General features: G+C 71.7%; 26 protein-coding genes and 1 other RNA gene. 5 read left to right on the top strand and 22 right to left on the bottom strand.

The window, feature by feature from the left end:
* Positions 1-60: 60 nt before the first annotated feature.
* The 7 genes from HPS36_RS08155 to HPS36_RS08125 form a co-directional block, all read right to left on the bottom strand.
* Positions 61-1,065: an AIR synthase-related protein gene (locus HPS36_RS08155; protein ID WP_173229716.1), complete on the bottom strand. Its 1,005-nt coding sequence runs from the start codon at positions 1,063-1,065 to the stop codon at positions 61-63.
* Positions 1,062-2,282 (bottom strand): alanyl-tRNA editing protein, encoded by a 1,221-nt coding sequence (locus HPS36_RS08150; protein WP_173229714.1) that lies wholly within the window; start codon positions 2,280-2,282, stop codon positions 1,062-1,064. Before HPS36_RS08150 ends, HPS36_RS08155 begins: the two co-directional genes overlap by 4 nt.
* Before the next feature lie 174 nt (positions 2,283-2,456).
* Positions 2,457-2,657, bottom strand: coding sequence for a dodecin (locus tag HPS36_RS08145; protein WP_096394462.1), 201 nt, complete (start codon positions 2,655-2,657; stop codon positions 2,457-2,459).
* Between the two features lie 94 nt (positions 2,658-2,751).
* Complete coding sequence (locus HPS36_RS08140) at positions 2,752-3,186, bottom strand: pyridoxamine 5'-phosphate oxidase family protein (RefSeq protein WP_173229712.1); 435 nt, start codon at positions 3,184-3,186, stop codon at positions 2,752-2,754.
* Between the two features lie 118 nt (positions 3,187-3,304).
* Entirely contained in the window at positions 3,305-3,643 is a 339-nt protein-coding gene (locus HPS36_RS08135; RefSeq protein WP_173229710.1) for a DUF7116 family protein, read from the bottom strand.
* A 232-nt stretch (positions 3,644-3,875) separates the two neighbouring features.
* Entirely contained in the window at positions 3,876-4,121 is a 246-nt protein-coding gene (locus tag HPS36_RS08130) for a DUF5816 domain-containing protein (RefSeq protein WP_121563088.1), read from the bottom strand.
* A 76-nt stretch (positions 4,122-4,197) separates the two neighbouring features.
* A complete protein-coding gene (locus HPS36_RS08125; protein WP_121563089.1) occupies positions 4,198-4,572 on the bottom strand; it encodes a HesB/IscA family protein in 375 nt (124 codons plus the stop codon).
* Between the two features lie 138 nt (positions 4,573-4,710).
* Between HPS36_RS08125 and HPS36_RS08120 the strand changes: the two genes are divergently transcribed.
* Positions 4,711-6,165, top strand: coding sequence for a hypothetical protein (locus tag HPS36_RS08120; RefSeq protein ID WP_173229708.1), 1,455 nt, complete (start codon positions 4,711-4,713; stop codon positions 6,163-6,165).
* Between the two features lie 20 nt (positions 6,166-6,185).
* Here HPS36_RS08120 and HPS36_RS08115 read toward each other — a convergent pair whose 3' ends face one another.
* The 12 genes from HPS36_RS08115 to HPS36_RS08065 form a co-directional block, all read right to left on the bottom strand.
* Positions 6,186-7,334 carry a mechanosensitive ion channel family protein gene (locus tag HPS36_RS08115; RefSeq protein WP_173229706.1) on the bottom strand — a complete coding sequence of 383 codons (1,149 nt, stop codon included), beginning with the start codon at positions 7,332-7,334 and terminating at the stop codon, positions 6,186-6,188.
* An 84-nt stretch (positions 7,335-7,418) separates the two neighbouring features.
* Positions 7,419-8,186 (bottom strand): HAD family hydrolase, encoded by a 768-nt coding sequence (locus HPS36_RS08110; RefSeq protein ID WP_173229704.1) that lies wholly within the window; start codon positions 8,184-8,186, stop codon positions 7,419-7,421.
* Complete coding sequence (gene phnE / locus HPS36_RS08105) at positions 8,183-8,977, bottom strand: phosphonate ABC transporter, permease protein PhnE (RefSeq protein WP_173229702.1); 795 nt, start codon at positions 8,975-8,977, stop codon at positions 8,183-8,185. Before phnE (HPS36_RS08105) ends, HPS36_RS08110 begins: the two co-directional genes overlap by 4 nt.
* A complete protein-coding gene (phnE, locus tag HPS36_RS08100; RefSeq protein WP_173229700.1) occupies positions 8,977-9,777 on the bottom strand; it encodes a phosphonate ABC transporter, permease protein PhnE in 801 nt (266 codons plus the stop codon). Before phnE (HPS36_RS08100) ends, phnE (HPS36_RS08105) begins: the two co-directional genes overlap by 1 nt.
* A complete protein-coding gene (phnC, locus tag HPS36_RS08095) occupies positions 9,778-10,608 on the bottom strand; it encodes a phosphonate ABC transporter ATP-binding protein (protein WP_173229698.1) in 831 nt (276 codons plus the stop codon).
* Positions 10,609-11,835: a phosphate/phosphite/phosphonate ABC transporter substrate-binding protein gene (gene phnD, locus HPS36_RS08090; RefSeq protein WP_394353755.1), complete on the bottom strand. Its 1,227-nt coding sequence runs from the start codon at positions 11,833-11,835 to the stop codon at positions 10,609-10,611.
* Between the two features lie 163 nt (positions 11,836-11,998).
* The gene (gene hisD / locus HPS36_RS08085) at positions 11,999-13,276 is read right to left on the bottom strand and encodes a histidinol dehydrogenase (protein ID WP_173229696.1); all 1,278 of its coding nucleotides are present in this window, start codon (positions 13,274-13,276) and stop codon (positions 11,999-12,001) included.
* 38 nt (positions 13,277-13,314) lie between these two features.
* Positions 13,315-13,524 carry a hypothetical protein gene (locus HPS36_RS08080; RefSeq protein ID WP_173229694.1) on the bottom strand — a complete coding sequence of 70 codons (210 nt, stop codon included), beginning with the start codon at positions 13,522-13,524 and terminating at the stop codon, positions 13,315-13,317.
* Between the two features lie 9 nt (positions 13,525-13,533).
* Positions 13,534-14,499, bottom strand: a complete 966-nt coding sequence (locus HPS36_RS08075) for a phytoene/squalene synthase family protein (protein WP_173229692.1) — start codon at positions 14,497-14,499, stop codon at positions 13,534-13,536.
* 159 nt (positions 14,500-14,658) lie between these two features.
* A complete protein-coding gene (locus HPS36_RS16995) occupies positions 14,659-14,790 on the bottom strand; it encodes an HVO_2523 family zinc finger protein (protein ID WP_255409708.1) in 132 nt (43 codons plus the stop codon).
* 98 nt (positions 14,791-14,888) lie between these two features.
* The gene (locus HPS36_RS08070; RefSeq protein WP_173229690.1) at positions 14,889-15,449 is read right to left on the bottom strand and encodes a hypothetical protein; all 561 of its coding nucleotides are present in this window, start codon (positions 15,447-15,449) and stop codon (positions 14,889-14,891) included.
* A gap of 107 nt (positions 15,450-15,556) precedes the next feature.
* Positions 15,557-16,135 carry a cysteine hydrolase family protein gene (locus HPS36_RS08065; RefSeq protein ID WP_121563094.1) on the bottom strand — a complete coding sequence of 193 codons (579 nt, stop codon included), beginning with the start codon at positions 16,133-16,135 and terminating at the stop codon, positions 15,557-15,559.
* A gap of 183 nt (positions 16,136-16,318) precedes the next feature.
* On the opposite strand from HPS36_RS08065, the gene HPS36_RS08060 reads away from it, so the two are divergent.
* Positions 16,319-18,070 (top strand): Hvo_1808 family surface protein, encoded by a 1,752-nt coding sequence (locus tag HPS36_RS08060; RefSeq protein ID WP_173229688.1) that lies wholly within the window; start codon positions 16,319-16,321, stop codon positions 18,068-18,070.
* Positions 18,071-18,187: 117 nt separating this feature from the next.
* Positions 18,188-19,345, top strand: a complete 1,158-nt coding sequence (locus HPS36_RS08055; protein WP_173229686.1) for a nicotinate phosphoribosyltransferase — start codon at positions 18,188-18,190, stop codon at positions 19,343-19,345.
* A 40-nt stretch (positions 19,346-19,385) separates the two neighbouring features.
* Here the strand turns inward: HPS36_RS08055 and HPS36_RS08050 are convergent, their stop codons facing one another.
* Complete coding sequence (locus HPS36_RS08050; RefSeq protein ID WP_121563097.1) at positions 19,386-19,988, bottom strand: TIGR00296 family protein; 603 nt, start codon at positions 19,986-19,988, stop codon at positions 19,386-19,388.
* Between the two features lie 129 nt (positions 19,989-20,117).
* Between HPS36_RS08050 and rnpB the strand changes: the two genes are divergently transcribed.
* An RNA gene (rnpB, locus tag HPS36_RS08045) (RNase P RNA component) lies at positions 20,118-20,480 on the top strand.
* A 498-nt stretch (positions 20,481-20,978) separates the two neighbouring features.
* Here rnpB and htpX read toward each other — a convergent pair.
* Positions 20,979-21,848, bottom strand: a complete 870-nt coding sequence (gene htpX, locus HPS36_RS08040) for a zinc metalloprotease HtpX (RefSeq protein ID WP_137716896.1) — start codon at positions 21,846-21,848, stop codon at positions 20,979-20,981.
* A gap of 139 nt (positions 21,849-21,987) precedes the next feature.
* Between htpX and HPS36_RS08035 the strand changes: the two genes are divergently transcribed.
* Positions 21,988-22,926 (top strand): NAD-dependent epimerase/dehydratase family protein, encoded by a 939-nt coding sequence (locus HPS36_RS08035; protein WP_173229684.1) that lies wholly within the window; start codon positions 21,988-21,990, stop codon positions 22,924-22,926.
* Positions 22,927-22,953: 27 nt separating this feature from the next.
* Here HPS36_RS08035 and flaJ read toward each other — a convergent pair whose 3' ends face one another.
* Complete coding sequence (flaJ, locus tag HPS36_RS08030) at positions 22,954-24,690, bottom strand: archaellar assembly protein FlaJ (protein WP_173229682.1); 1,737 nt, start codon at positions 24,688-24,690, stop codon at positions 22,954-22,956.
* Positions 24,691-24,693: the final 3 nt, after the last annotated feature.

The following is a 24,693-nucleotide window of genomic DNA, read 5'->3' as shown; positions in this document are numbered from 1 at the left end:
AAAGGTGCGCGATCGGCGGGGTGGGCCCGGCCGGGGCAGGGGGACGGCCGCCGCCGACCGCTACGCCCCCGCGTCGCGCGCCTCCCAGAGGGGGTACAGCTCGTCTCGCGGCGGTTCGGCGAGCGTCTCGTCGCCGATCCGGACGGTCCCCGCGGCCGACTCGTCGGCGGGCGACTCGACGCGACCGATCGCGGCCCCCTCGATCCCGGCCGCGTCGAGCGCGTCGAGCGCCTCGTCGACGCGCTCCGGCGGGACGGCCGCCAGCAGCGCGCCCGACCCAAACGACTTGAGCGGATCGACGCCGAGGGCGTCACAGCAGGCCCGGGTCTCCGGTCGGACCGGGACCGCGTCGCGGTCGACGGCGAAGACGGCCTCGCTCGCGGCCGCCGCCTCGACGAGCGCGGTCGCCACGCCGCCCTCGGTCGGGTCGTGGAGCGCGGTCGCGGCGTCGCGGACCGCCGCCGCGTCGGGCACGACGCTCACCTCCTCGAGGAACTCCGCGGCCGCGTCGAGCGTCGCCGCCGGGACGCCCGCCTCGCGGCACGCCCCGCGGAAGTCGGTCGCGAGGATCGCGGTCGCCTCGATCCCCGCGCCCTTCGTGAGCAGGAGCCGGTCGCCGGGCTCTGCGCCGCCGCTCGACACGAAGCGGTCAGTCGTGCCCATCGCCGTCATCGCACAGAGCGGGCGGTCGAGCGCGTCGAGCACCTCGGTGTGGCCGCCGACGACCGCGCATCCGAGGTCTCGCGCCGTCGCGTCGACCTGGTCGACGACCGCCCGAAGCCGGTCGGGGTCGTCGTCCGGGAGGAACAGCGTGTGGGTGAGCCACCGCGGGTCCGCGCCGCTGGCGGCCACGTCGTTACAGGCGACGTGGACGGCGAGGGTGCCGACCGACTCCGCGGCCAGCGAGAGGGGGTCGGCCGCGACGACAAGCGTCTCGCCGGCGCCGCCCAGGTCGATCGCGGCCGCGTCCTCGCCGTACGCCGGCCCCTGCCGAACCGCCGGGTCGGCCGCACCGGTCGCCGCGAACGCCGCCGCCAGCGCCTCGGGGCCCAGCTTGCCGGTCATCGCTCCCGGAGCCACGCCGCGACGGCCTCGGGGTCGGCGTCGAGCCCGCCGCCCTGCGCGAACGTCGGGCCGCCGCCGCCGCCCCCGCCGAACTCGTCGGTGACGGCGCCGACGGCGTCGCCCGCGTCGACCGCGTCGCCGCCGGCCGCGACCACGACGAAGGGGGCGTCGCCGGTCCCGACCGCGGCGAGGGCGTCGAGGTCGCCGTCGGCCGCGACCGCCGCCGTCGCCGGCTCGCGGAGCTCGTTCGGGTCGGCGTCGTCGACGGTCCCGATCGCCCAGCGCGCGCCGTCGACGGCGGCGGTCGGGAACTCGCGCAGGCGGGCCGCGAGCAGTTCCTCGCGGGCGTCCCGGAGCTCCGCCTCCAGCCGGTCCGCCTCGTCGCGGAGGCGGGAAACGGCGTCCGGGAGGTCGCCGACGCGCGCGTCGAGCGCCGTCGCGGCGTCGAGCGCGGCGGCGTGGACCGCACCGAGTTCGTCTATCGCCGTGGGCCCGACCGCGAACTCGACGCGGGTCACGCCCTCGCCGGGGTTCGACCGCTCCAGCACCGCGATCGGCCCGATCTCCGACGTGTTCGCCACGTGCGTACCGCCGCAGGCGGCGACGTCCCACGGGTCGTCGGCCTCGCCGACCGTCACGACCCGGACCGCGTCGCCGCCGCTCATCGCGCCCTCCTCGGTCTTGGTGTTGAACGCGATGCCGTCGACGTCGCGGGCCTCGTCGGCCGAGTGCGTCGTCCACGAGACGGGCAGCGAGTCCCAGACGGCGCGGTTGGCGAGCCGCTCTAACTCGATCAGGTCGTCGTCGCCCAGCGGCTCGGCGGTCGTCAGGTCGACGCGGACCTTCGTCTCCGAGATGTCGAACCCGGCGTAGCCGAGGTCGTCGGCGATCCGGCGCGCCGCCCCGTACAGCACGTGCGAGGCGGTGTGCGCCCGGGCGCAGTAGGTGCGGAAGGCGTCGTCGATCAGGCCCGTGACCTCGTCGCCGGGCGCGAGGGCGGCGTCCGCGTCGGGGTCGAGCGCGTGGACGACCGCTCCGTCCCGCTCGACCACGTCGTCGACGAGGTGGCCGTCGAGCGTTCCCCTGTCTGCCGGCTGGCCGCCCGACGCCGGGTAGAAGTACGTCTCGTCGAGGACGACCTCGCGGCCGTCGACGGACTCGACCGTCGCTTCGAACTCCCGGACCGTCGGCTCGACCGGCGCGCGTGATGCGGTCATTGCCGGGTCGTGGAGGCGGTCGGATAAATAGGTGGCCGCCGAGGAATCGCTTATAAATAAACGAGGCGGCGGCGTCGCCGACGACTCTGCCGCCGGCCCATCCATGCCCGTCATTCATACGGAGGCCCGGCTCCCGCTCACGACCAGTTATAAATCGTACGACCGCGTCTCCCCTCAGCCCTCCAGTTCGAACGCGACCTCGACCTCGGCCTGGTACTCGCGGTCGGCCGCGCCGTCCAACTCGACGCCGAACTCCTCGACCTCGGCCCAGTAGACGTTGTCGAGGGTGTCCTCGGCGCGGTCGATGGCGTCGTCGGCCGCGGCGTCGAAGCTCTCCTCGCTCGTCCCGATCAACGTGATCTTCTTGAACACCATGTCGCGTGCTGGTAGGGCACACGGGGAGATAAAAATACGCGTCGCCGCCGGCGGGACGGTGTCGGGCGCGATGCCGGTCCCGCCGGCTCGCCGGCTACCCGTCTACGGTCGCGCGGCCGATGACCGTCTCCATCTCCAGTTCGTAGAGGGTGAACGCGACGTCCTCGACCGCCTCGTCGAAGAGGCGGAAGGGTTGAAACCACTCGTTGAGCGTCGCCTCGTCGACCCGTCGCTCGAACCGCGAGACCGGCCCGCGGACGTGGACGCTCCACGACTCGTCCGTCGACGCCGCGTAGCAGACGAACGTGGCGGTGTCGGTCGCCGCGAGGAACCGCCCCTTCTCGTCGTCGCCGTCGTGGTCGCTCACGCGGAGGAGGAGGCGGTCGCCGTCGTAGTGGTAGCTCAGCGGCGTGGCGTACGCGTCGCCGTCGCTCGCCAGCGCGAAGACGCCGTGTTCGCCGGCCCGGAGGCGGGCCTCGACGTCGGACTCGGACATGCCGCTGGTGTAGACGTACTCGACGTGCTCCATGCGGCCCGTACGCGGCGGGGTCGCAAATAGACACCTCCGAGACGGGCCGGCCGAGGGCACGGTTGGCGGGCCGACCGGGATGCGGAGAGCGTCGTCGGTACCGCGGTCGCGCGCGGGGCTACGGGCTCCCGGGCGCGCCCTCCATCACCGCGAAGTCCTCGCCGTCGCGGTCGATGCCGATCACCGCCCAGTCGTAGGGGGGCTTGGCGGCGACGAGCCGTTCCTGGAGGTCGGCCGCGCGGTCACGCCACGTGACGAAACACCGGAGCCGCGGCGCGTCGCCCCCGTCTGCGAGATACGGGTCGAGGTCGTCGTCGTCGAGACAAAGCACCGTCACGAACACGCGCCGCCACTTGCGTTCCGCGACGAACTCGCGTCCGCCGTCGGAGACGGTGTATCCCAGTTCGCGGAAGACGTCTCTGGCCTCGGTCGTCGGGGGGATGCTCGCAGTGGCCATCTACGTCGGAGTTCGGCACCATCCGTGATAAACCTTCTCACGATTTCGATCCCAGAGAATCGGGCGCACCCCCCGCAGGGGTCCGGAGAGCCCCGAACGCGGTCCCGAGCCGGAGCCGACCGCCCCGCCGGAGACGGCCGTCGACCGGAGATTCCGTGGCCGCTGACGACGACCCGCCCCTGTCCGCTGACAGCGGCCTGCCCCTACCCCTGACGACGACTCGCCTGCCGCCTCACTCGTGGGCCGCGTCCCACTCGTCCGGCTTCCGGAGGTTGCCGCACTCGGTACACTGGATCCGGCCCATCGTGTCCATCGCGGTGTCGAACGACTCGCAGTTGCCGCAGCGGAACCCCCAGCGGGACTCGCCCGCCTCGTCCGCGAACACGAGGTAGAAGGGCCCGTCCGCGCCGCGCTCGGTCCGCGACCTGTCGGTGTACACCCGCTCGCCGCTCGGCGTCGTCGTCGCTTCCAGGGTCATGGCTCCCGCTACCCGGCGGAGCGACTTAAGCGGGGGACTCGCGAGACGGGGAGGAAAAAAGGAATCGAAGCGCGCGCTACGTCCGGAACGACTCGCCGCAGCCGCACTCGGAGACGACGTTCGGGTTCTCGACCTCGAAGCCGGCGGCCTGGAGGCCGTGCTCGTAGTCGAGCGTGCTCCCGCCGATGTAGTTCTTGCTCGCGGGGTCGACGAACACCCGGAGGCCGTGGTGCTCCACGACGAGGTCGTCTTCCTCCGGCTCCGTGTCGAAGCGCATCCCGTACGACAGCCCCGCGCAGCCGCCCTGCTGGACGAACAGCCGCAGCCCGGCGACGTCGGTGTCGAGCCCCTCGCCTTCGAGCAGCGAGAGGGCCTCCTCGGCGGCGTCCGAGGTCACCTCGATCGCCGGGTCGTTCCCCTCGGTCCCGGTGTCGGCCGGTTCGGTACTCATACCACCCGATTCCGTTCGCACGGGGAAAACCCTGCCGGCGGAATCCCGCGGCCCGTTGTCGCTGACGGTTACGTTCCGCGTCCCGGCCCGGCCGACCGTGCGCGGTACGTTTGTGTAGCTCGGACGCGTACTGACCCCGTGAACGCCCCGTCAGAGGCGGAGTTCGCCCGGCGATACCGGTCGCTCTCCGGCGCCGAGCGCCGCGAGTTCGTCGCCGCGCTGTGGACCGCTCGCGGCTGGGAGCGGGTCGACCGGGCGGACGAGTCGAACGTCGTCGTCGTCCGACGCGGCGGCCGGGAGCGGCGCGTCGCGGTCGGGACCCCCGTCCCGACCGACGCCGACGCCGTCGTCGGCGACGGGGCGCGACGGGTGCTCTCCGCCTCGCCGCGTCGGCGGGCCGAGGCGGTCGGCGCGGCGTACGTCTCGCCGTCCGACCTCCGCGAGCGGCTCCTCTACGGGCTCGACCGGGACGCGGCGGACCGCCTGTTCCGCGAGCGGTTCGGCGTCTCCCTCGCGACCGCCGCGGCGGCCGACGACGGCGGCCGCGAGGGCGTCCGCGGTCGCCTCGCGGGGGTCCGACGGGCGGCGGCCGACGACCGGAGCGCCCTCCTCGCCGTCGCGGCCGCCGCGCTGCTTGTGGCGGCCCTCGCGGTCCTCGCCGCCGGCGGAGCGCCGGCGCTCGCCGGCGTCCCCGGACTCGGGCCCGCGGCCGACGACGCGGAGCCGACCGCTCCCTCGCCGCCGGCCGACGGGGAGTACGCGGCCGCCGCGGCCGCGATCGGAACGCCGGAGTCGGCGGAGCGCGCCGTGTCGACGCTCGACGACGCGGCGTCGCTCGGGCTCGACGAGGACGGCCTCACGGGGACGGTCGGCTCGACCGCCAGGACGCCGCCCGGCGCCTTCCTGACCGGCGTGTACGACGCGGACGCGCTCGCCGACGCCCACGTCGCCGCCGCGGCGAACCTCTCGTCCGCGACCCTCCTCCTCGTCGCCTCGGGGCCCGCGAACGCGACCGGCCTCGACGGGGGGACGGGCGACCGCGTGGGAATCGCCGGCGACGGCGGCGTCGAACTCGCGGTCGCGTCCGAGCGCCGGTACCGGCTCACCGCCTCGGCGAACGCCTCGATCGGGGGCGCGACCCGCGAGGGCACCGTCGAGGTGTACGCCGACGGCGACGCCGTCTACGAGCGGGCGGCGGGACCGTCCGGCGTCGAGACCCGCCGCCTCGACCCCGCCGCGGCGCCGAACGCGACGGCGCTCGTCGGAGGGGCCGCCGCGGAGCCGATCCGCCGGTTCCTGAACGGGAGCGAGTCGACGGTCGGGGCGGCCGCCACCGCGGTCCCGCTGTACCGGATCGAGGTGCGCGGCGAGCCGCGCGCGCTCGGCGACGAGGCCGACGACTTCCGGGCGGTCGCGTTCGTCACCGCCGACGGGCTCGTCGTCGAGCTATCGGCGACCTACGTCCACGTGCCGACCGGCGAGCGCGTCCGGGTCGCGTTCCGGTACGGCCGGCTCGGCGACACCGTCCCGGTCCCGCCGTCGTGGTACTGGGAGGTCGCTTCCGACGGCGACGCCGGCGACGCGTCGGCGTGACCGTCGACGCGCCCTGACGCTCAGTCGCCGTCGCCGACCCGCCGCTCGGCCGGCTCCGCCTCGGGCGTCGGCGACGCGGGCACCCGCTCCGTCCCGGGGGCCGGCGGCTCCGCTCCGGCGGTCCCCGCGATCGTCACGTCCCGCTTCGGGTACGGGATCTCGATGTCTGCCTCCCCGAGCGCCACGTACAGGGCGCGGTTGAGTTCGTGCTGCGCGCGGCGGCGCCGCGTCGGACCGTTCACCCAGCAGAGGATCTCGTACTGGAGCGCCGAGTCCCCGAACGAGCGGAAGCGCGCCCGCGGCTTCGGGGAGTCGAGGACGAGCGGCTCCGCCTCCACGACCTCGATCGCCAGCGCCTCGAAGGCGTCCACGTCGGTCCCGTAAGCGACCCCGATCGGGACCCGCACGCGGCGGCGGCGCTGCGGCGCCGACTCGTTCGTCACCTTCGAGGCGTTGAGCGTCGCGTTCGGTACCGTCACCAGCACCTCGTCGCGGGTGAGCAGCGTCGTCGACCGCACGCCGACCTTGATCACGGTCCCGGCGGTGCCGTCGTCCAAGACGATGTAGTCGCCGATCTTGTACGTGTCGTCGAAGTACAGCGCGATCCCGCCGAAGAAGTTCGCCACCGTGTCCTTCGCCGCGAAGCCGACGGCGATGCCGGCGACCCCGGCCGCGCCGAGCAGCGGCGTGATCTCGATGCCCCACAGCCACAGCAGGGTGCCGACGCTGCCGAGCAGCACCGCGAGCGTCCAGACGTTCGAGAAGACGGGCGCGAAGTCGAACCGCCCGCCCTCCTCGTTGACCGCGGCGACGACCCGGTTCACGACCGCGTTGGCCGCGTACGCCCAGACGAGGACAATCACCGACAGCGACGGGCGCCCGAAGACGGCGTCGAGCAACTGCGGCTCCACGAGCACCGAGGCGCGCACCGCGGGGACCTGCGTGAGCACGAACACCCCCGCGAGCGCGGCGGTGACGACGAGCGGCGCCCGCAGCGAGGCGATGACGATGTCGTCGTAGCCGGTGTCCGTGCCGGAGACGAACCGGCGCGCGGCGCGGAGGACCACGAACTCCATCGCCACGGCGGCGACGACCGAGACGAGGAGGACGGCGACCGTCGCCTCCACCGCCGTGAACCCCTCGAACAGCGCCCCGAGCGACGGTATCATGCCTCCGAGACGCGGTGACGGGTGATAACCGTTGCTGGGGGGACGCGCCGGTCCGGGCGTGCGGAGACCGGGGGCGCCGCGACCCTATTCGGACGGGCGACCGCGGTCGGCGTCCGAGTTCGGCGAGTCGGCGGGGCGAGCCGACGGCGTCGCGGACGGGTCGGGGGACGAGCCGCCAGCGAGGGGGAGCAGCTCGCGGAGGCTCTCGATCTCCGCGGTCGGCTCGACGTCGAGGTCGCGGTCCGCGTTGTGGTCGCGCCGCATGAACGCGCTGTCGATCCCGGCCCGGTCAGCGGCGATCACGTCGGTCGCCCGGTCCCCGACGTATATCGCGTCGGTCGCGTCGAGGGCGTCGAGGGCCTCGTTGAGGTAGTGCGGGTCGGGCTTCCGACGCCCGTATCCATCGGGACCGGGGTCACGGCCGCGGACGAACGCGAACTCGTCGAGCCGGAAGTGGTCGACGACGAACTCGACGGTCGGGTGGTAGTTGTTGCTCACCAGTCCCAGCGTCGCGCGGTCGGCCAGCGCGTCGAAGACCGTCACGTCCCGGTGGAGCCGTCGCATCCCGGCCGCCAGCCGCTCGACGGCGCGCGTCGCGCTCCGCTCCTCGCGCTCTCGGAAGAGGCGCGCGGGGTCGAGGCCGAGCCCCTCGCAGGCCGCGCGGAACGCGTCATCGTAGGCGGGGCGCGCCAGCGACTCGCGGCGCGCCGGGGAAACGGTCACGTCCCGGTCGGCGAGCACGTCGTCGAGGGCGCGCGAGCGGACCACCGGGGCGGTCTCGCGACCCTCGAGAACGACGCCGTCCATGTCGAACAGGACCGTCTCGTAGCCGTCCGGTCGGGGCGGGCTCATCTGACCAGCCCCCGGGTGTACGCCGACAGGCTCTCGGTGACGACCACGACCCCGAGGATGACGATCAGCACCATCGCGACCGACTGCCACGCGAAGGCGTTGACCGCGCGGAACAGCTCGACGCCGATACCGCCCGCGCCGACGAAGCCGAGCACCGTCGAGTCGCGGATGTTGATGTCCCACCGGTAGATCGACAGCCCGACGAGCGCGGGCTTGACCTGCGGGAGGACGCCGTAGAGCAGCACCTGCGCCTGCGACGCGCCGGACGCCCGCACCGCCTCGACCTGCCCGAAGTCGATCTCTTCGATCTCCTCGCCGAGCAGCTTCCCGAGGAAGCCGACCGAGCGGAACACGATGGCGACGGCGCCGGCGAGCGGTCCCGACCCGAACAGCACGACGAAAAACAGCGCCCAGATGATGGTGTTGACCGACCGGCTCACCGTCACGATGAGCTTCCCGAGCCAGAAGGTCGCGCCGTTCGGCGTGGTGTTCTCGGCGGCGAGCAGCGCCACCGGAATCGCGAGCACCAGGGCGCCGAGCGTCCCCAGCGCGGCGATCTGGACCGTCTCGATCAGCGGCTGGACGATCCGCGTGGTGTACGCCACGTCCGGCGGGTACATCCGGGTCAGGAGGTCGCCGACCTCCCGCGGGATCGTCTCCGGCCTGACGACGCCGGTGTCCATGAACTGCCAGGAGGCGATCACGGAGACGGCGGCGGCGAGGAGGAGGACGAACCGGGTGATCCGCCGCCGCCGGTCGAACCGGTCCCAGCTCGGTTGCTCGACCGCCATCAGTTGTACCTCCGTCGCACGACCGCGCTGACGCCCTCGGCCACGAGGACGACCGTGATGATCGCGAGCAGGATGGCCGTGACGTACTGGTAGTCGTACCGGTTGAACGCGGTCAGCAGCACCGACCCGATCCCGCCGGCCCCGACGATGCCGATGATCGTCGAGGTCCGGATGTTGATGTCCCACCGGTACACGGAGAGCCCGGCGAACCGCGGGATGATCTGCGGGACGACCCCGTAGAGGAGCGTCTGGATCGGCGAGGCGCCGGACGCCCGGACCGCGTCGACCGACCCCATGTCGATGTCTTCGAGGTCCTCGGCGAGGAGCTTCGAGAAGAAGCCGACCGTCTTGAACGTGATCGTGAGGATGCCCGCGAGCGGTCCGAACCCGATGGCCTTGACCGCGATGATGCCGACGATGATCGCGTTGAACGCCCGGGAGACGGAGATGAACCCCCTGTTGATCGCGTACAGCGGCTTCGGCGAGAGGTTCTCCGCGGCCATGAACGCTATCGGGACGCTCAGCACGATGCCGGTGAGCGTCGACACCATCGCCATCGCGACGCTCTCGAGCATCTTGTCGAGGATCCGCTGGGCCTGTCGCGGGGTCGCCGAGGGCGGGAGGAAGTCCCCGACGAGCGAGCCGGCGCTCCCGAGCCCCTGCGCGATCCGCGCGGGGTCGGCGCCGACCCCGACGCCGGACCAGAGGAAGAACCCGACGATCCCGGCGTACACCGCCCACTTCATCCCTCGCCGCGGGAAGACGGTCGGCCGCTCCCAGGTCCGGTTGCCGGCTGCCATTCAGGTCTCCCCCGCGAGCGGTCGGTCCGCGTTCGACAGGGCGTCGCCGTCGGACCGCGACCGCGGCTTCTCGCCGTCGGTGTTCTCGGGCACCGCCGCGCCCCGGTACACCTGGTCGAGCCCGCGCTGGTCGAGCTCCGAGGGCGGGCCCTCGAACACGAGCTCGCCGTCGTGAAGTCCGACGATCCGGTCGGCGTGCTCCATCGCGAGGTCGACCTCGTGGATGTTGATCAACACCGGGACCTCGCGCTCTGCGGCGATGTCGGTCAGCAGTCGCATCACCGTGTCCGAGGTCTCAGGGTCCAAGCTCGACGTCGGCTCGTCGACCAGCAGGATCTTCGGCTGCTGGATCACCGCCCGCGCGATGCCGACCCGCTGGCGCTGGCCGCCAGAGAGCTCGTCGACGCGCTTGTTCTCCATGTCGGCCAGCCCGACGCGGTCGAGGATCTGGTACGCGCGTTCGATGTCCTCGGGAGGGAAAGACCGTCGGAACGCCTGCCACGCGGAGACGTACCCCAGCCGGCCCGTGAGCACGTTCTCCATCACGGTCAGCCGCTCGACGAGGTTGTACTCCTGGAAGATCATGCCGATGTCGCGACGGGCCGACCGCAGCGCGTCGTCACCGAGCCCGGTCAGCTCCGTCTCGTCGAGGTAGACCCGACCGCCGCTGGGCTCGGTCAGCCGGTTGACACACCGGATGAACGTCGACTTGCCGGCCCCGCTGGGACCGATCATCGCGACGGTCTCGCTTCCCTCGACGGACATCGTGACGCCCTGTAGCGCCTCGTCGCCGGTGGCGTACGTCTTCCGGAGGTCGGTGACTCGCAACATCTACGACCCGAGCGCGCTCCGCTCGTACTCGACGCCGTTGTACCGCTGGATGATCATGATGTCCTTCCAGACCGTCCTGTAGTCGATCGGGACGAACTTGTTGTACCCCGTCCGCTCCTGATAGGCCGTCCCCGAGAAGTCGGACTCGAGGTACGCGCGCTCGATCCCCTCCTGGATCTCCGGCTTGAGGTTGTAGCGGTACGCGACGGGGCCGCTCGGGAACGGCGCCGACGCCCACACCACTTTGAAATCGTCGAAGCTGAGGTCGCTCTGGGCCTCGACGGTGTCGACGAAACAGGTCGAGCAGATCGGGCCGGCGTCGTAGTCGCCGGCCGCGATGCCGCGCGTGGTGTTGCCGTGGCCGCCCGAGAAGTTGACCTCGTAGTCCTCTTCGGCGGTCACGTCGAAGTACTGGTCGAAGAGGGCCGAGGGGGCCTGGTGTCCGGAGTTCGAGGCGGGCTCGGAGTGGCCGACTTTCACGTCGTCGCGGGCGAAGTCCTCGACGCTCTGGATGTCGTCCGCGTCGGCGCGAGTGGTCGCGAACAACCGGTAGCCGAACTCCTCCTCGGGAGTGAGTCCGACCCCGAACGGGACTGCGCCGCCGAGGTTGACCGCGAACGCGGTCGTGCCGGTCGAGAAGTTCGCGATGTGGGCGCGCTCCGAGCGCATCGCCTCGACGGACGCCGCGTAGCTGTCGACCTTACTGAACTCGACCGGCTTCCCGGTCTCCTCCTCGATGCGGTCGAAGACCGCCTGGAAGTCCTCTTCGAACCGCCCCTGAACGTCCTCGCTCGGGCTCTCGGTGAACACCAGCGTGTCGGGGTCCAGCAGCTCGCTCTCGTCGCTCGGAGTCTCCCGGACCGGATCGCCGTGCGGGACCTCCTCGACCTCTCGGTTTCGCATGTTCTCGAGGTCGGTCGTCGACCCGCGCTGGTAGCCCGCGTCGGTCAGCGCCGCCGACAGGTAGTTGTTCTCGTCCCAGGCCGGTTCCGCGGGGTCGAACTCGCTCGCGTCGGCCAGCATCGGGTCGCCGGACTCGCCGTCGCCCCCGTCGCTTCCGCTGCCACTCGAACCGCCGCCGCTCCCGTCGGCACCGTCCGAGCCGTCGCCGCCCGAACTCGACGCGCCGGAGCAGCCCGCCAGACCGCTCAGCGCGGCCGCGCCGCCCGCGATGAGGAACTTCCGCCGCGAGTTCGATTCCCGTCGTCCGTCGGTGTCGTCCACCATTACGGCTCGAACAGGCGTCTTAGCGGGTAAGAAGGCTGCTATGAGCCGAATATGGTATTTCAGGCCGCTCCGATCCGGAGGGTACCGCCGTTTCTGTTATTGAGTCTATGTGTTCGACGCAGAGCGCTATATATGGCTATCGAAACCGCTCCGAGGGGTCGGGCTACTCGAACCGCTTCCGCACGCTTTCCGCGTGCGCCTCCAGCCCCTCGGCGTCGGCGAGCGTCGTGACCGTTTCGGAGAGGTCATCGAGGGCGTCGCGGTCGAGCCGCTGGACGGTCGAGGACCGCAGGAAGGTGTCGACCGAGAGTCCGCCGTACCGCTTCGCGCCGCCGTTCGTCGGCAGCACGTGGTTCGTCCCGGCCGCGTAGTCCCCGGCCGCGACGGGGGAGTACGGCCCGAGGAAGACCGAGCCGGCGTTGGTGATCCGGTCCAAGAGCGCCTCGTCGTCGTCGGCGACGATCGAGAGGTGCTCGGCCGCGTACTCCTCGGCGAAGAGGACCGCCTCGGGCATCGAGCGCGCGCGGAGGACCCCGGAGGCCTCGTTGTCGAGCGCGGCCCGGATCGTCTCCTCGCGCTCGCGCTCGGCGGCCTGCGCGTCGACCGCGTCGGCGACGGCCGCGGCGAGGTCGGCGTCGTCGGTGACCGCGACGACCGAGGCGTTCGGGTCGTGCTCGGCCTGCGCGACGAGGTCGGCCGCGACGAGGTCGGGGTCGGCCGTCCCGTCGGCGAGGACCAGCACCTCGCTCGGGCCGGCGAGGAAGTCGATCTCCACGTCCCCCTGGACGATCGACTTGGCGGCGGTGACCCACTTGTTCCCCGGCCCCACGACCTTCTGGACCCGGGTCACCGTCTCCGTCCCGTACGCGAGCGCGCCGATCGCCTGCGCGCCGCCGACCTGGTACACCGCGTCGGCGCCGGCCTCGTGGATCGCCGCGAGGGTGACGGGGTTGAGCTCGTCGGCCGGCGGCGTCGCGACCGCGACGTGGTCGACGCCCGCGACGACCGCCGGGATGATCCCCATCAGCGCGCTGGAGGGGTACGCGGCCGCGCCGCCGGGCACGTACACGCCGACGCGGTCGATCGGCCGGAAGCGGCGGCCGAGCTCGCGGCCGCCGAAGTCGTCGCGCCAGTCCTCCGGGCGCTGTCGCTCGTGGAACTCGCGGACGTTCGCGGCCGCCTCCTGGACCGCGTCGAGGACCGGGTCGCCCGCGTCGGCCAGCTCCTCGTGCGCCCGCGCCGCGTCGTCGGTGACGTCGACGTTGCCGACGGCGACGCCGTCGAACTCCTCCGCGAACTCGCGGACCGCGACGTCGCCCTCCTCGCGGACTCGCTCGACGATCTCCCGCACGTCTTCGCGGACCCCCTCGACGCCCGCGTCGCGCTCGAAGAAGGCGCGCCGCTCGGCCGGCGAGAGGTCCGCGACGGTTCGTACGTCCATACCTGTCGTCGGGGACGGCGGGGCAAGGGCGTTCCGACTCACCCCAGCCGCCGGATCCCGGTCACGTCGAGGACGGCGAGGACGAGGAGGACGGCCAGGAGCGCGGCCGCCGCGAAGAGGACCGAGGCCGACACCGCGACCGCGACCTCGTAGGGCGCGACCAGCCGCGTCGTCCCGCGGAGGAGGAAGGAGACGAACACGAGGCCGAACGCGGCGAACGCGAGCGAGACGAACCGGGAGCGGTCCATGCGGGCCGCTCAGTCCGTCTGCGGGACGCCCGTCCCGTGGGGACCGTGTCCGTGGGACTCGCGGGCGGGGTCGAAGTCGGTACACATGTCGTAGAACACCGCCTCCGGGTCGCGGTTCCACTGCCACTTCCAGCGCGTGCGGACGAGCAGCGACAGCTTCCGGGTGAGCGACAGCTCCGGAGTGGCCGAGACGGTGTCGTAGCCGCGGTTCCGGATGAGCCGGTGGTGGTCGACGTACAGCACCGCCGCGAGCAGCACCGCCAGCTGGCAGTCCTCGGGGAGGTACTTGATCCCCGCGACGCCCTCCTCGTAGAGCCGCTCGGTGCGGGCCATCTCCTCACGGATCGCGGCCGCGACGTCCTCGTCGAACTCCAGGTCGAGGATCTGGTCCTCGCTCACGCCGTGGCGGCGGAGGGTCTCTAAGGGGAGGTAGATGCGGTCGCGCTCGACCACGTCCTCGCGGACGTCGCGGAGGAAGTTCGTCATCTGGAACGCCTCCCCGAGCTTCGTCGCGTGCGGGAGCGCCTCGGCCTCCTCCTCCGGGTCGAGGTCCATGATCGCCGTCATCATCCGGCCGACGGCGGCGGCGGAGCCGTCCATGTACGCCTCCAGGTCGGCGTACGTCTCGTAGCGGTCGGTGTCGATGTCGCTCTCCATCGCGTCCACGAACGAGTGGACGTCCTCGTCGGGGATGTCGTTGCGCTCGACCACCTCGGCGAACGCCTCCAACACGGGGTCGTCGGTCGGCTCCTCGCCGAGCGCGGCCGCTCGGAGGCGGTCGAGTTCGGCCCGCTGTTCGGCTGGCGGTCCGGTGTCCTCGGCGTCGACGACCTCGTCGGCGATGCGGAAGAACCCGTACAGCACGTACGTCGGGTGGCGGATCCGCTGGGGCAGCAGCCGGGTGGCGACGTGGAACGTCTTCCCGGTGCGGCGCTGGATCCGCTTGCTCCGGGCAACCTGTGTTTGCTCTACCATGCTGACCCCGAGCGGTCGGCAAGGAGGGTCGCGTACGGGTCGCCCATCATAGCAGAAAAGTCGGCCTCCAAGAACATAACAGTTCGCACGACACAGTTTGGATCCCGAGCGTCCCCGTCGCGTCCGCCGACCGAGGCGGCGAGCGAATCGCACGTCGGGTCAGTAGAAGGTGTCACTACAGTCGTAGACGACGCCGTGAGCCGGACAGACGTACTTACAGTGTCGGTGGTACATCGGCGTCTCGCAGACCGGACACGGGCGGCCGCCGTCGTTCGCCGGGTCGTCGCTCACGGCGGGAACACGGGGGCGAGCGACAAAACGCTACCCCACCGGAACCGTCGGCGAGCGGCGGATCGCGGCGCGGTCGCGACCGCGCCGAACCTGACTGGTCAGTCGTCGGCCAGTCGGTCGTACACCGACCGGGCGACCGACTCCTGCCCGAACGGGAGCGTCAGCACGCCCCCCCACTCGGAGCCCGTGAGCGCGTCGACCGTCTCCCGGTCGAGTTCGACGCGGCGCACCTCGGTCCCGTCGAGCGTCATCGACACCACGAACGCGGCCGGGTCGTCGGTCGCGCCGGCCCCGTCGAGGCGGCTCCGGAACGAGTCGACGCCCGCTCCGGAGAGCACGACCTGGACGAGGAACTCGCCGTCCCTCGCGAAGACGCCCTTGACCACGTCGAGGTCGCTCGCGTCGAACAGCAGCGCGTCGGTGCCGTCGTCGCCGGTCAGCCGCGCCTCGAACGGCGCCTCGGGGTCGACGGCGGCCGACTGCGGCGCCGTCTCCTCGTCCGTCCCGTCGCCCGTCGCCGCCGGGCCGTCGCCGCCGATACCGCCGAGGCCGTCGACCGCCGCGCCGTCGGTCACCGTCGCCGCGCCCGCGAAGCCGACGGCGCCGACCGCGCAGACCGCGCCGAGGCCCCCGAGCACGCCCCGTCGAGAGATGTCCATACCTCCCGGTTCCGGCCGGCGGTGAAAAGCGTTACACGCCGATTTCCGCGCGCGATAATTACGGAAATCCGGAACGTTCGCCGTCGGTAGAGGTCGGGGACGCGCGGCTACCCCGACGCGAACGCGACCGCGTCGCGGGTCGTCGTCTCGCCGAACAGCCAGTCAGCGTGGTCGACGGCGTACTCGCGGTGCTCCTCGGTGATGTACCCGAGCGCGTCCTCGACCACGACCGGGCGGTAGTCCCGGAGCCCGGCGCTGCCGGCGGTGTGGAGGACGCAGACGTTCGCGAGCGTGCCGCAGATCAGTAGGTCGTCGACGCCGTGCGCGTCGAGGTACCCCTCCAGGTCGGTCCGGTAGAAGGCGTCGTAGGTGTGCTTCTCGACGACGTGGTCCCCGTCGCGCACGTCGAGGTCGTCGACGAGTTCGGCGTCCCACGACCCCTCGACGACGTGTTCGCCCCACCGGTCGAACTCGTCGTAGTAGTGGGTCTCGTCGAACTGTTCGGGCGGGTGGACGTCGCGGGTGTAGACGACGGACGCGCCGGCCTCGCGGGCGCGGTCCACGAGCGCCGTCACCGGCTCGATCGCGGCCTCGCTCGGCTCGGCGTAGAGGCTCCCGTCGGGGTGACAGAACCCGTTTTGCATGTCCACGACGACCACCGCGGTTGCTGTCGGATCGAACGCCATACCGCCGGTTACCGCGCGGCGGACAAAAACCGTCGTCCCGCTCGCGGCCCCCGGGTTGCCCGGACGACGACGGGAACGCCGCGCCGGGGCGTCCGCGGACCGCCAGATCGGACGGAAAAATCCGCCGGCCGCGGCGCCGAAGGAACCGACAAACTACTTACCGGGGCGGCCGATACGATTCGTATGCGACGGGTTCTCACCCTCTCGACCGCGGCCGCCGCCGTCGCCGCGGTCGCCGTCCTCTGTGTCGCGTTCACCGCCGGCGTCGCCGCCGCTCCCGACGCCGGCGCGGTCCCCGCCGCGTCCGGCACCGGGCCGACGGCGCCGGGCGCAGCGCCCTCCGCGTCCGCCGACGAGTGCGGCCCCGGCGACGGCCCCGACCTGGTGGGCTGCTGGAACGGGACCCACTACGAGGAGTCGGTCGACTTCGCGGAGACGGACGGGCTCAACGAGTCCCAGCTGTCGGCGCTGACCGACCTCACGATGGCCCGGGTCGAGCACGTCCGGCAGCGCCCGTTCAAGGAGGACGTGCCGGTCGAGACGGTCACTCGGAGCGAGTACGTCAACGACACCGCGAGCGGCAACGGGTCCGCGGCGTTCCGCCGCTGGAACGACCAGGTGTGGGAGGCGCTGTTCGTCGTCGGCGACGACACGAACGCCAACAGCGAGATCGACTCGGTGTTCGGCGGCGCGGTCTCCGGCTTCTACTCGCCCTCGCAGGACCGGATCGTCATCGTCGTCCCCGACGGCGAGTCGCCCGACATCGACCCCTCGACGCTCGCGCACGAGCTGCTCCACGCGATGCAAGACCAGTACCACGACCTCACCGACCCGCGCTACGTCGGCGCGACCCAGGACGGCGACCTCGCGGTCGACGGGATCGTCGAGGGGGAGGCGGTCCACGTCGAGGAGCGGTACGCCGCCCGCTGCGCCGACAACTGGACCTGCGCCGAGCCGCCCGAGAGCGACGGCGGCGGGGGCGGCGGCGCCGACTTCAACTTCGGCATCCTCCAGACCGTCCTCCAGCCGTACGGGGACGGCGCGCTGTACGTCCGCGAACTCCGCGACGATGGCGGGTGGGCGGCCGTCAACGAGACGATGAACGACCCGCCGGCGTCGACGGCGGAGGTCATCCACCGCAACCCCGGCTACGAGGAGGGGAACGTCACGTTCGAGGACGCCGCGACCGGCGGGTGGGAGACCTACCCGGACCAGGGCGTCGACGGCGCGGAGACCGCGGGCGAGGCGTCGATGTTCGTCATGTTCTGGTACCAGAGCTTGGAGTACCGGCACGCCGTGTTAGCGCCCGACGCGACCGTTCAACAGAACGTCCAGATCCACCTCGACACGGAGGCCCAGCTCGAGTCGCGGGCGGTGTACAACTACGCCCACCCCGTGACGGACGGCTGGGCCGACGACGAGCTGTACCCCTACCGGAACGGCGACCGCGACGGCTACGTCTGGGCGACCGAGTGGCAGACCGCCGACGACGCCGAGGCGTTCCGCGACGCCTACGTGCGGATGCTGACCGCGCACGGGGAAGCCGAGTACGCCGACGGGACCGTCTACGAGATCGGCCCGGAGAGCGACTTCCCCGGCGCCTACGGCGTCGAGCGCGACGGGACGAGCGTGACGATAACCCACGCGCCCTCGCCGGAGGGCGTCCTCGAACTCCGGCCGGACGCCGACCTGACGCTCCCGGACGCCGACGGCACCGACGGCGCGGACGGGAGCGACGGCGACGGCTCAGACGGCACCGACGGCGACGACGGCAACAGCAGCGACGGCGGCGACGGGAGCGGCGACGCGGACGGCAGCGACGGCGCGGACGGAGGGGGCGGCGACACGAGCGACAGCACCCCCGGCTTCGGCGTCGCGGCGGCGCTCGTCGCCCTCGCGGGCGCGCTCGGGCTGGCCGCGCGACGGTCGACGTAGCCCGGCGCGCGCAGCGCGCCGACGAGTGCGGCCCCGGCGACGGTCCCGACGACGGCGCGGTCCGCGCGGCCGCCGCGACACGGGTGGCTTTTCGTCCCGGCGGCCGAACCGAGGCGTATGAGCGAGTTCGACATCGTCGACGCGGCCACGATCCGCGAGGGGCGCGCGACCGACGCGTACTTCGAGCGGACCGAGGCGGCGCTGGAGGCGGCCGGCCGGAACCCCCGCGTGGTCGCCGAGGTGACCGCGGACCAGTTCCCGGACGGGGAGTTCGAGCTGTTCGCGGGCCTCGGCGACGCCGTCGAGCTGCTCGCCGGGCGCGACGTGGACGTGGACGCGATCCCCGAGGGGCGGCTGTTCGACGGCGGCCCGGTGATGCGGATCGAGGGGCCGTACCTGGCGTTCGCGCGGCTGGAGACGTCGCTCCTGGGCTTCCTCTCGCACGTCTCCGGGATGGCGACGGCGGCGCTGGACTGCCGGGTCGCCGCGCCCGACTCGCAGATCCTCTCGTTCGGCGCGCGCCACGTCCACCCCGCGATGACCGCGGCGGTCGAGCGCTCCGCGCTGGCGGCCGGGTTCGACGGCTTCTCGCACGTCGCCGCCGGCGACCTGCTCGGCCGGGAGGCCTCGGGGACGATGCCGCACGCGCTCGCCATCTGCTTCGGGCGCGGCGAGCAGGAGGCCGCCTGGCGCGCCTACGACGAGGGCGTCCCGGCGGACGCGCCCCGGATCGCGCTGTGTGACACCTACTCCGACGAGGTCGACGAGGTCCTCCGCGCCGTGGAAACGCTCGGCGACGACCTCGACGGCGTCCGCCTCGACACGACGGGCTCGCGCCGCGGCGACTTCCGACACATCGTCCGCGAGGTACAGTGGGAACTCGACGCGCGCGGCCACGGCGACGTGGACGTGTACGTCTCCGGCGGCCTCGGGCCGGCGGACCTCCGCGAGCTACGGGACGTCGTCGACGGGTTCGGCGTCGGCGGCTACGTCTCCAACGCGGACCCCGTCGACTTCGCGCTCGACCTCGTCGCCGTCGACGGCGAGCCGGCGGCCAAGCGCGGGAAGCTCTCGGGCGCGAAGGCCGTCTACCGCACCGACGACGGCGGCCACGCCGTCGGGCTGGCGGACCGCTCGGGACCGGCGGACGCCGAGGCGCTCATGGAGCCCGTGATCCGCGACGGCGAGGTGGTCGCGGGCGACGCGTTCGACCTCTCGGCGGCGGCGGAGCGGGCGCTCGCGGACGCGGAGGCCGTCGGCTACGGGGCGGACTGACGCGGGCGGCGAGACGGAGAAAACGCGGGCGGGTGGCGGGCTACAGCTCCTCGACGGCGCCGCCGTCGGCGCGCTCTCGGAAGACCTGGCCCTCGATGAGCGTCACCATGGTGTCCTCCTCCTGCCACGCGGTCGGCGAGAGCTTCGCCTTCCGGCAGGTGCGCGAGAGGAACTCCGCGGCCGACCAGCCGTTCTCGACGGGGACCGTCGGGTAGAGCCAGCCGTGGGCGTTGCCGCTGTCGACGGCGACGCCGTGCGTGCCGATCTCGAGGTCCTCGGCGGGGTCGTTCGTGAGGACGGTGTTCGAGACGACGAACACCGAGACGGTGATGTTGTCGAGCTCCTTCGGCTCCACCTCGGAGCCGCAGGAGTCGTCGGACGCCGCCTTGATGGCGGCCTCGACGATCGCGTGACCGAGCTGGTCTGAGGTGTCCCACGCGCCGGCGCAGCCGCGGAGGCGGCCGCGGCCCCGCGTCGACTGGAGCCGAACAAAAGCGCCCGTGCGGGCGTAGAACGCCTCTCGCATGCTGCCGGGCTGTTCGCGTTGCCCGTGTCGGACGAACGACTCGACCGCCTCCCGCGCGAGTTCGACCGCTCGTGCACCGTCGTCGTACGACAGCTGAACGGTCTGAGCCTCGGACATGAGAGTCCATTACAGTGCTGACGACTTGAACGCTTCCCTTGTGGCACCGCTCTCGCGGCGCTCGCGGCGTCTCGCCCGAGAGGCGCCCGACCGAACCGCTTATTCGCCGCCGGGAGAAACGGCGAACCGGACAGAGGGAGCCCGACTCCCGTGCCCCTGGCATGAGGAAAGTCCCCCCACCGGCCGGACAGGCGACCGGGCACACGCCCGGAGTCGGAGACGGCTGGCTCTGGAACAGCAACGACACCCCCCGCCCCGACCGATGAGTCGCGTGCGGTCGCCTCTGCGACCGACGGCGTTCGCGGGTGACCCCGCGAACGCGCGAACCGACCCGCAAGGGAAGGGAGTTAACCCGACGAGGGCCGACGGGCGGGAACGGATGGAACGGCGAATCCTCGCCGGTGCAAGTCCGCGCCACAAGGTAGTCCGGCCGCGGCGCGGACGCTCAGCCGAATGTCGGGACGAACCGAAGGGGGCTTACTCCCCTCAGTCCGCTCGCACCGACCAGCGGCGCGACTGTCGCGCGATTGGTTATAAATGAACTGCGGCGGCGCGTGCCTGCGAGCGGCCGCCGGGGGCGGCCGCGAGGAGCACGCGCGAGGGACGCGGTGAGCGACGGGCGACCGGAGGGAGCCCCGAGCGAACCGCGAGGGTGGGGAGGCGTGAGGTGCGGTGCTGTGCGGGGCGGGACTCAAAGGGGCAGCCGCGAGGACGAAGCCCGCTGACGTAAGCACTGGAAGGAGCGAGCATCGCGAGCGACTGAAGCGCGCAACGAGGCGCGCAAGTCCTCGCGGCTGGGGCTTTGGCGGTGTCCGCCGTCGGTTTACGGTCGACTATTTATAAGCGAGCGTCTGGGGCTTTGGCGGTGTTCGTCGCCGACCTGCCCGCAACGTCTTATAAATAAGCGGCTAAGACTTCGGCGGTGTTAGTCACCTACCCACTCTCAACAGCTTATAAATAACCAATCGAAAATTCCGATTCAGACCAGTATCAGGCCGTCTCCATCTCCTTTTCCAGCTCGCGGAGCTTCTCGATGCGGTTCTCCGTCGAGGGGTGCGTGGAGGCGATCTTCCCGACGAAGCCGGCCTTGATCGGGATGATGAAGAACGCGTTCATCTCCGCCTCCTCGCGGAGGTCCTCCTTGGGCACCTTGTCCATCCGGCCGTCGATGGTCATCAGCGCCGAGGCGAGCGCGCCGGGCTTCCCGGTGATGAGCGCCGCGCCGCGGTCGGCGGAGTACTCGCGGTAGCGCGAGAGCGCGCGGATGAGCAGGAACGAGACCACCCACACCAGAAGCGACACGAGGATCGCGACGATGACGGGCGCGCCCTGCCGGTTGTCGCCGCTGAACAGCCACCCCCACCGCACGATGAAGAAGGCGATGGTGGAGAGGAACGACGCGATGGTCATCACCATCACGTCGCGGTTCTTGACGTGGGCGAGCTCGTGGGCGAGCACGCCGTCGAGCTCGTCCTCGTCGAGGCTCTCCAGGAGCCCGGTCGTCACCGCGACGGTCGCGTTCTTCTTGTTCCGGCCGGTCGCGAAGGCGTTCGGGACGCGGGTGTTCGCGACCGCGACCTTGGGCTTCGGGAGGTCGGCCTGCTGGCTCAGCCGCTCGATCCGCCGGTGGAGGTCGGGGTACTCGTCGGGGTCGACCTCGCGGGCGCCCATGCTCCGCAGCGCGAGCTTGTCGCTGAAGAAGTACTGCGCGAGCGAGAACCCGCCGAGCATGATCAGCGGGAACAGGAAGTCGCCGAAGTACACCGTCAGGGCTCCGACGAACACGACGTAGAGGGCGAACAGGAGGAACATCGTGAACGCCATCCGTCCACGCAACCCCCAGTCTGTCTTCCAATCCATGCGCGTAAGTTACCGTTCTGCGCGTTAAAGGTTGCCGGAGCGGGAAGCCGTGGGTGCCGACCGGCGCTCCAGACCGGGACGCCGTCGCCGGGAAATCGTCGAGCAACGCGCTTTTGCCCTCGCTGCGCGAGGCGTTCGCATGGACACAGTCCTCGTCACCGGCGGCCGCGGCGCCTCCGGGCGCTGGGTCGCCGACCGGCTCGCGGGCGACTACGAGGTCGTCGTCGTCGACTACGACCACCCCGGGCTCGGCGTCGACCCGGCCCCGGACGTCTCGTTCCGCGCGGCCGACCTCGCCGAGCGCGACCAGGCGCTCGACGTGGTCGCCGCGGTCGACCCCGACGCCGTCGTCCACTGGGCGGCGATCCCCGTCGCGGGCACCCACCCGGAGGGGCGGGTGTTCGAGACGAACGCGCTCGCCGCGAAACACGTCTGCGACGCCGCGGGCCGCGCCGACGCGCCGGTCGTCCAGGCCTCCAGCGACGGCGCCTACGGCTTCTTCTTCGCCGACCCCACGCCGTTCCCGGACGAGCTGCCGGTCACCGAGGCCCACCCGCTCCGCCCGGAGGACCCCTACGGGCTCTCGAAGGTGACCGCGGAGGCGGCGGCGGGCGCGGCCGCGCGCCGTCACGACATTTCCGCCGTCTCCGTCCGTCCGTCGTGGATCCAGTACCCGGGCGACTACGCCTGCCGCGCGGACGAGTACGTGAGCGACCTCGACGCGGGCGCCGGCAACTTCTGGTCGTACGTCGACGTCCGCGACGTCGCCGACCTCGTCGCGGCCGCGCTCGCGGACCTCCTTGGATCCGACCCAGCGGTCGACCCCGGGACCCACGAGGCGGTCAACTGCGTGGCGGCCGACAACGCGCTCGGCCGCCCCCTCCTCGACCTGTTGCGCGAGTCCTACGGCGAGGTGCCGGACGACTGCGCGGTCGACGCAGATGCGCTCGACGAGGGCGACGACCGCGGCGTCTACGCGATCGGGAAGGCAGCGCGGCTGTTCGGGTGGGCGCCGTCGCGCTCGTGGCGCGACGCCGCCGACGCGGCGGTCGCCGAGCCGACGCTGTTCGAGGAGTGATCGGACCGAGGGAGAGCCCGTCCGCGGTCAGATCGACAGGATCGCGTTGACGAGCGTCCGCGTCGCGATGGCGGTGCCAGCGCCGAGCCACGTGAGGAGCACGAAGTGGATGTAGCCGTTCGCGGGGTTGCCGCCGTCGATCCGGCGGATCATCTGCGAGGAGAGCGCGGCGTTGAACAGCACGACCGTGAGCAGGAGGTACTCGATGAGCGGGATGTCGTAGGCGCCGGGGTAGACGATCTGGCCGATGTCCATCTGGTCGAGCCCGAAGTCGGCGGTGAGGTCGGCCAGGATGGCGACGATCTCCAGCCCGATGAAGAAGGCGAACGTCGCGGCCGCGGTGATCCCGTACAGCAGCCCGATGAACGTCATCGCCGCCTGCCGGCGCTGCTCGCGCAGCTGGTTGACGGCGTTCATGTTCTTCGAGATCAGCTCGCCGAGCAGCTTCGGGTCCCCGCCCATCCGCCGGCCGACGAGGTACATCTCGGAGAACTTCTGGATGAGGTACGAGCGCGTGTCTCGCGTGAACGCCCGCCAGGCGCCCTCGGTGCTGATCCGCATGTTGAGCCGGCGGTAGAGCCGCTCGATGGCCTCGGAGAGCTCGCCGAAGTTCTTGTCGCGCAGCGTCGTCAGCACGTCGGTGGTCGTGGACTGCTTCGCGCTCTCGGTCGCGCCCAGCGCGCGCACGAACGAGGGGAACTCGCCGTCGCGGGCGGTGATCGCCTGTTCCTCCTGCCGGAGGACGACCCCGGTGATGATCAGCGGCGAGATGGGGACCGCGAGGTACAGCGGGAGCCGGACGTCGTCGAGGAAGAAGAGCAGGCCGGGGAGCCCGGGGCCGAACCCGAACATCCCGGCGGCCGTGATCCCGATGAGCAGCAGCGAGAGCGCCCCGCCGCCGATCAGCGAGCCCCACAGCTTGAGGTCGCCGGGCGCCCGCTCGTCCGGGTGGTACCAGATCGGGTCGTACGGCGAGGTCGCGCGGATCATCGCGTAGAAGCCGAGCTGGACGAAGACGAAGAGGACGATGACGGCCGCCACCGTCGCGGTCGGGTTGTTGCCGGTGAGGATCGGGAGGACGACGGCGAACACCAGCGCGAACGTCATCGAGAGGATCATCGACATGTACAGGTCCTTCATCACCTCCAGGTTCGAGAGCGCGGACTCGTAGCGCGTCTCGTACTGCGCGAGCATGACGTCCTGCTCGGAGACGAGGAACTCCTCTAGCGACTGGCCCGCGCCCATCGTGTAGCCGAGGCGGTCGAAGAAGTCGGCCATCGCGTCGGAGGGGACCTCCTGCGCGCGGCGGCGACAGGCGTCGTCGAGGCTCTGGTTCCACGTGTCGACGAGGTGGACGACGCGGCCGATCTCCTCGGCGGCGACGCCGTACTCCTCCTCCTGTGCCAGCGTCCGGAACACCTCCATCCGGTCGATGTTCGTCGTCGACAGCACGGTCATGTGCGTCATCACGAGGTGCAGCTGGTTGTCGATCTTCGTCTCCAGGCTGGAGAGGTAGATCTTCGGGTAGATGACGGCCGCGAACAGGACGAGCCCGCCGAACATCGGGATCGGGACGCGGGCGGCGAAGGGGAGCGGGAGCGCGACCAGGCCGACGACGCTGCCGAGGAACACGAACAGGGCCGGCAGCAACACGAGGCCGACGTACTTCCCCTTGGAGATGTCGAGCTGCTCGTACGACTCCATCACCTCGGAGGTGAGCTGCGCGGCCGTCGCGAGCCCGTCGCCGAACTGTTTCACCGCCATCGG

Source organism: Halorubrum salinarum, from assembly GCF_013267195.1.
GTDB classification, from domain to species: Archaea; Halobacteriota; Halobacteria; order Halobacteriales; family Haloferacaceae; genus Halorubrum; species Halorubrum salinarum.
The sequence above is the reverse complement of the archived record's forward strand: the minus strand, read 5'-3'. Positions and strand labels throughout refer to the sequence as shown.

Excerpts from the sequence above, each read along its gene's own strand:
- hisD (WP_173229696.1), bottom strand. The coding sequence starts at position 13,276 with ATGGACGTACGAACCGTCGCGGACCTCTCGCCGGCCGAGCGGCGCGCC.
- HPS36_RS08145 (WP_096394462.1), bottom strand. The coding sequence starts at position 2,657 with ATGGTGTTCAAGAAGATCACGTTGATCGGGACGAGCGAGGAGAGCTTC.
- HPS36_RS08070 (WP_173229690.1), bottom strand. The coding sequence starts at position 15,449 with ATGGACATCTCTCGACGGGGCGTGCTCGGGGGCCTCGGCGCGGTCTGC.
- HPS36_RS08035 (WP_173229684.1), top strand. The coding sequence starts at position 21,988 with ATGGACACAGTCCTCGTCACCGGCGGCCGCGGCGCCTCCGGGCGCTGG.
- HPS36_RS08055 (WP_173229686.1), top strand. The coding sequence starts at position 18,188 with ATGAGCGAGTTCGACATCGTCGACGCGGCCACGATCCGCGAGGGGCGC.
- HPS36_RS08110 (WP_173229704.1), bottom strand. The coding sequence starts at position 8,186 with ATGAGCCCGCCCCGACCGGACGGCTACGAGACGGTCCTGTTCGACATG.
- HPS36_RS08080 (WP_173229694.1), bottom strand. The coding sequence starts at position 13,524 with ATGGACCGCTCCCGGTTCGTCTCGCTCGCGTTCGCCGCGTTCGGCCTC.
- phnC (WP_173229698.1), bottom strand. The coding sequence starts at position 10,608 with ATGTTGCGAGTCACCGACCTCCGGAAGACGTACGCCACCGGCGACGAG.
- HPS36_RS08115 (WP_173229706.1), bottom strand. The coding sequence starts at position 7,334 with ATGATACCGTCGCTCGGGGCGCTGTTCGAGGGGTTCACGGCGGTGGAG.
- HPS36_RS08150 (WP_173229714.1), bottom strand. The coding sequence starts at position 2,282 with ATGACCGCATCACGCGCGCCGGTCGAGCCGACGGTCCGGGAGTTCGAA.
- HPS36_RS08065 (WP_121563094.1), bottom strand. The coding sequence starts at position 16,135 with ATGGCGTTCGATCCGACAGCAACCGCGGTGGTCGTCGTGGACATGCAA.
- HPS36_RS08075 (WP_173229692.1), bottom strand. The coding sequence starts at position 14,499 with ATGGTAGAGCAAACACAGGTTGCCCGGAGCAAGCGGATCCAGCGCCGC.
- phnE (WP_173229702.1), bottom strand. The coding sequence starts at position 8,977 with ATGGCGGTCGAGCAACCGAGCTGGGACCGGTTCGACCGGCGGCGGCGG.
- phnE (WP_173229700.1), bottom strand. The coding sequence starts at position 9,777 with ATGGCAGCCGGCAACCGGACCTGGGAGCGGCCGACCGTCTTCCCGCGG.
- HPS36_RS08155 (WP_173229716.1), bottom strand. The coding sequence starts at position 1,065 with ATGACCGGCAAGCTGGGCCCCGAGGCGCTGGCGGCGGCGTTCGCGGCG.
- HPS36_RS08140 (WP_173229712.1), bottom strand. The coding sequence starts at position 3,186 with ATGGAGCACGTCGAGTACGTCTACACCAGCGGCATGTCCGAGTCCGAC.
- htpX (WP_137716896.1), bottom strand. The coding sequence starts at position 21,848 with ATGGATTGGAAGACAGACTGGGGGTTGCGTGGACGGATGGCGTTCACG.
- flaJ (WP_173229682.1), bottom strand. The coding sequence starts at position 24,690 with ATGGCGGTGAAACAGTTCGGCGACGGGCTCGCGACGGCCGCGCAGCTC.
- HPS36_RS08060 (WP_173229688.1), top strand. The coding sequence starts at position 16,319 with ATGCGACGGGTTCTCACCCTCTCGACCGCGGCCGCCGCCGTCGCCGCG.
- HPS36_RS08125 (WP_121563089.1), bottom strand. The coding sequence starts at position 4,572 with ATGAGTACCGAACCGGCCGACACCGGGACCGAGGGGAACGACCCGGCG.
- phnD (WP_394353755.1), bottom strand. The coding sequence starts at position 11,835 with ATGGTGGACGACACCGACGGACGACGGGAATCGAACTCGCGGCGGAAG.
- HPS36_RS08050 (WP_121563097.1), bottom strand. The coding sequence starts at position 19,988 with ATGTCCGAGGCTCAGACCGTTCAGCTGTCGTACGACGACGGTGCACGA.
- HPS36_RS08135 (WP_173229710.1), bottom strand. The coding sequence starts at position 3,643 with ATGGCCACTGCGAGCATCCCCCCGACGACCGAGGCCAGAGACGTCTTC.
- HPS36_RS08130 (WP_121563088.1), bottom strand. The coding sequence starts at position 4,121 with ATGACCCTGGAAGCGACGACGACGCCGAGCGGCGAGCGGGTGTACACC.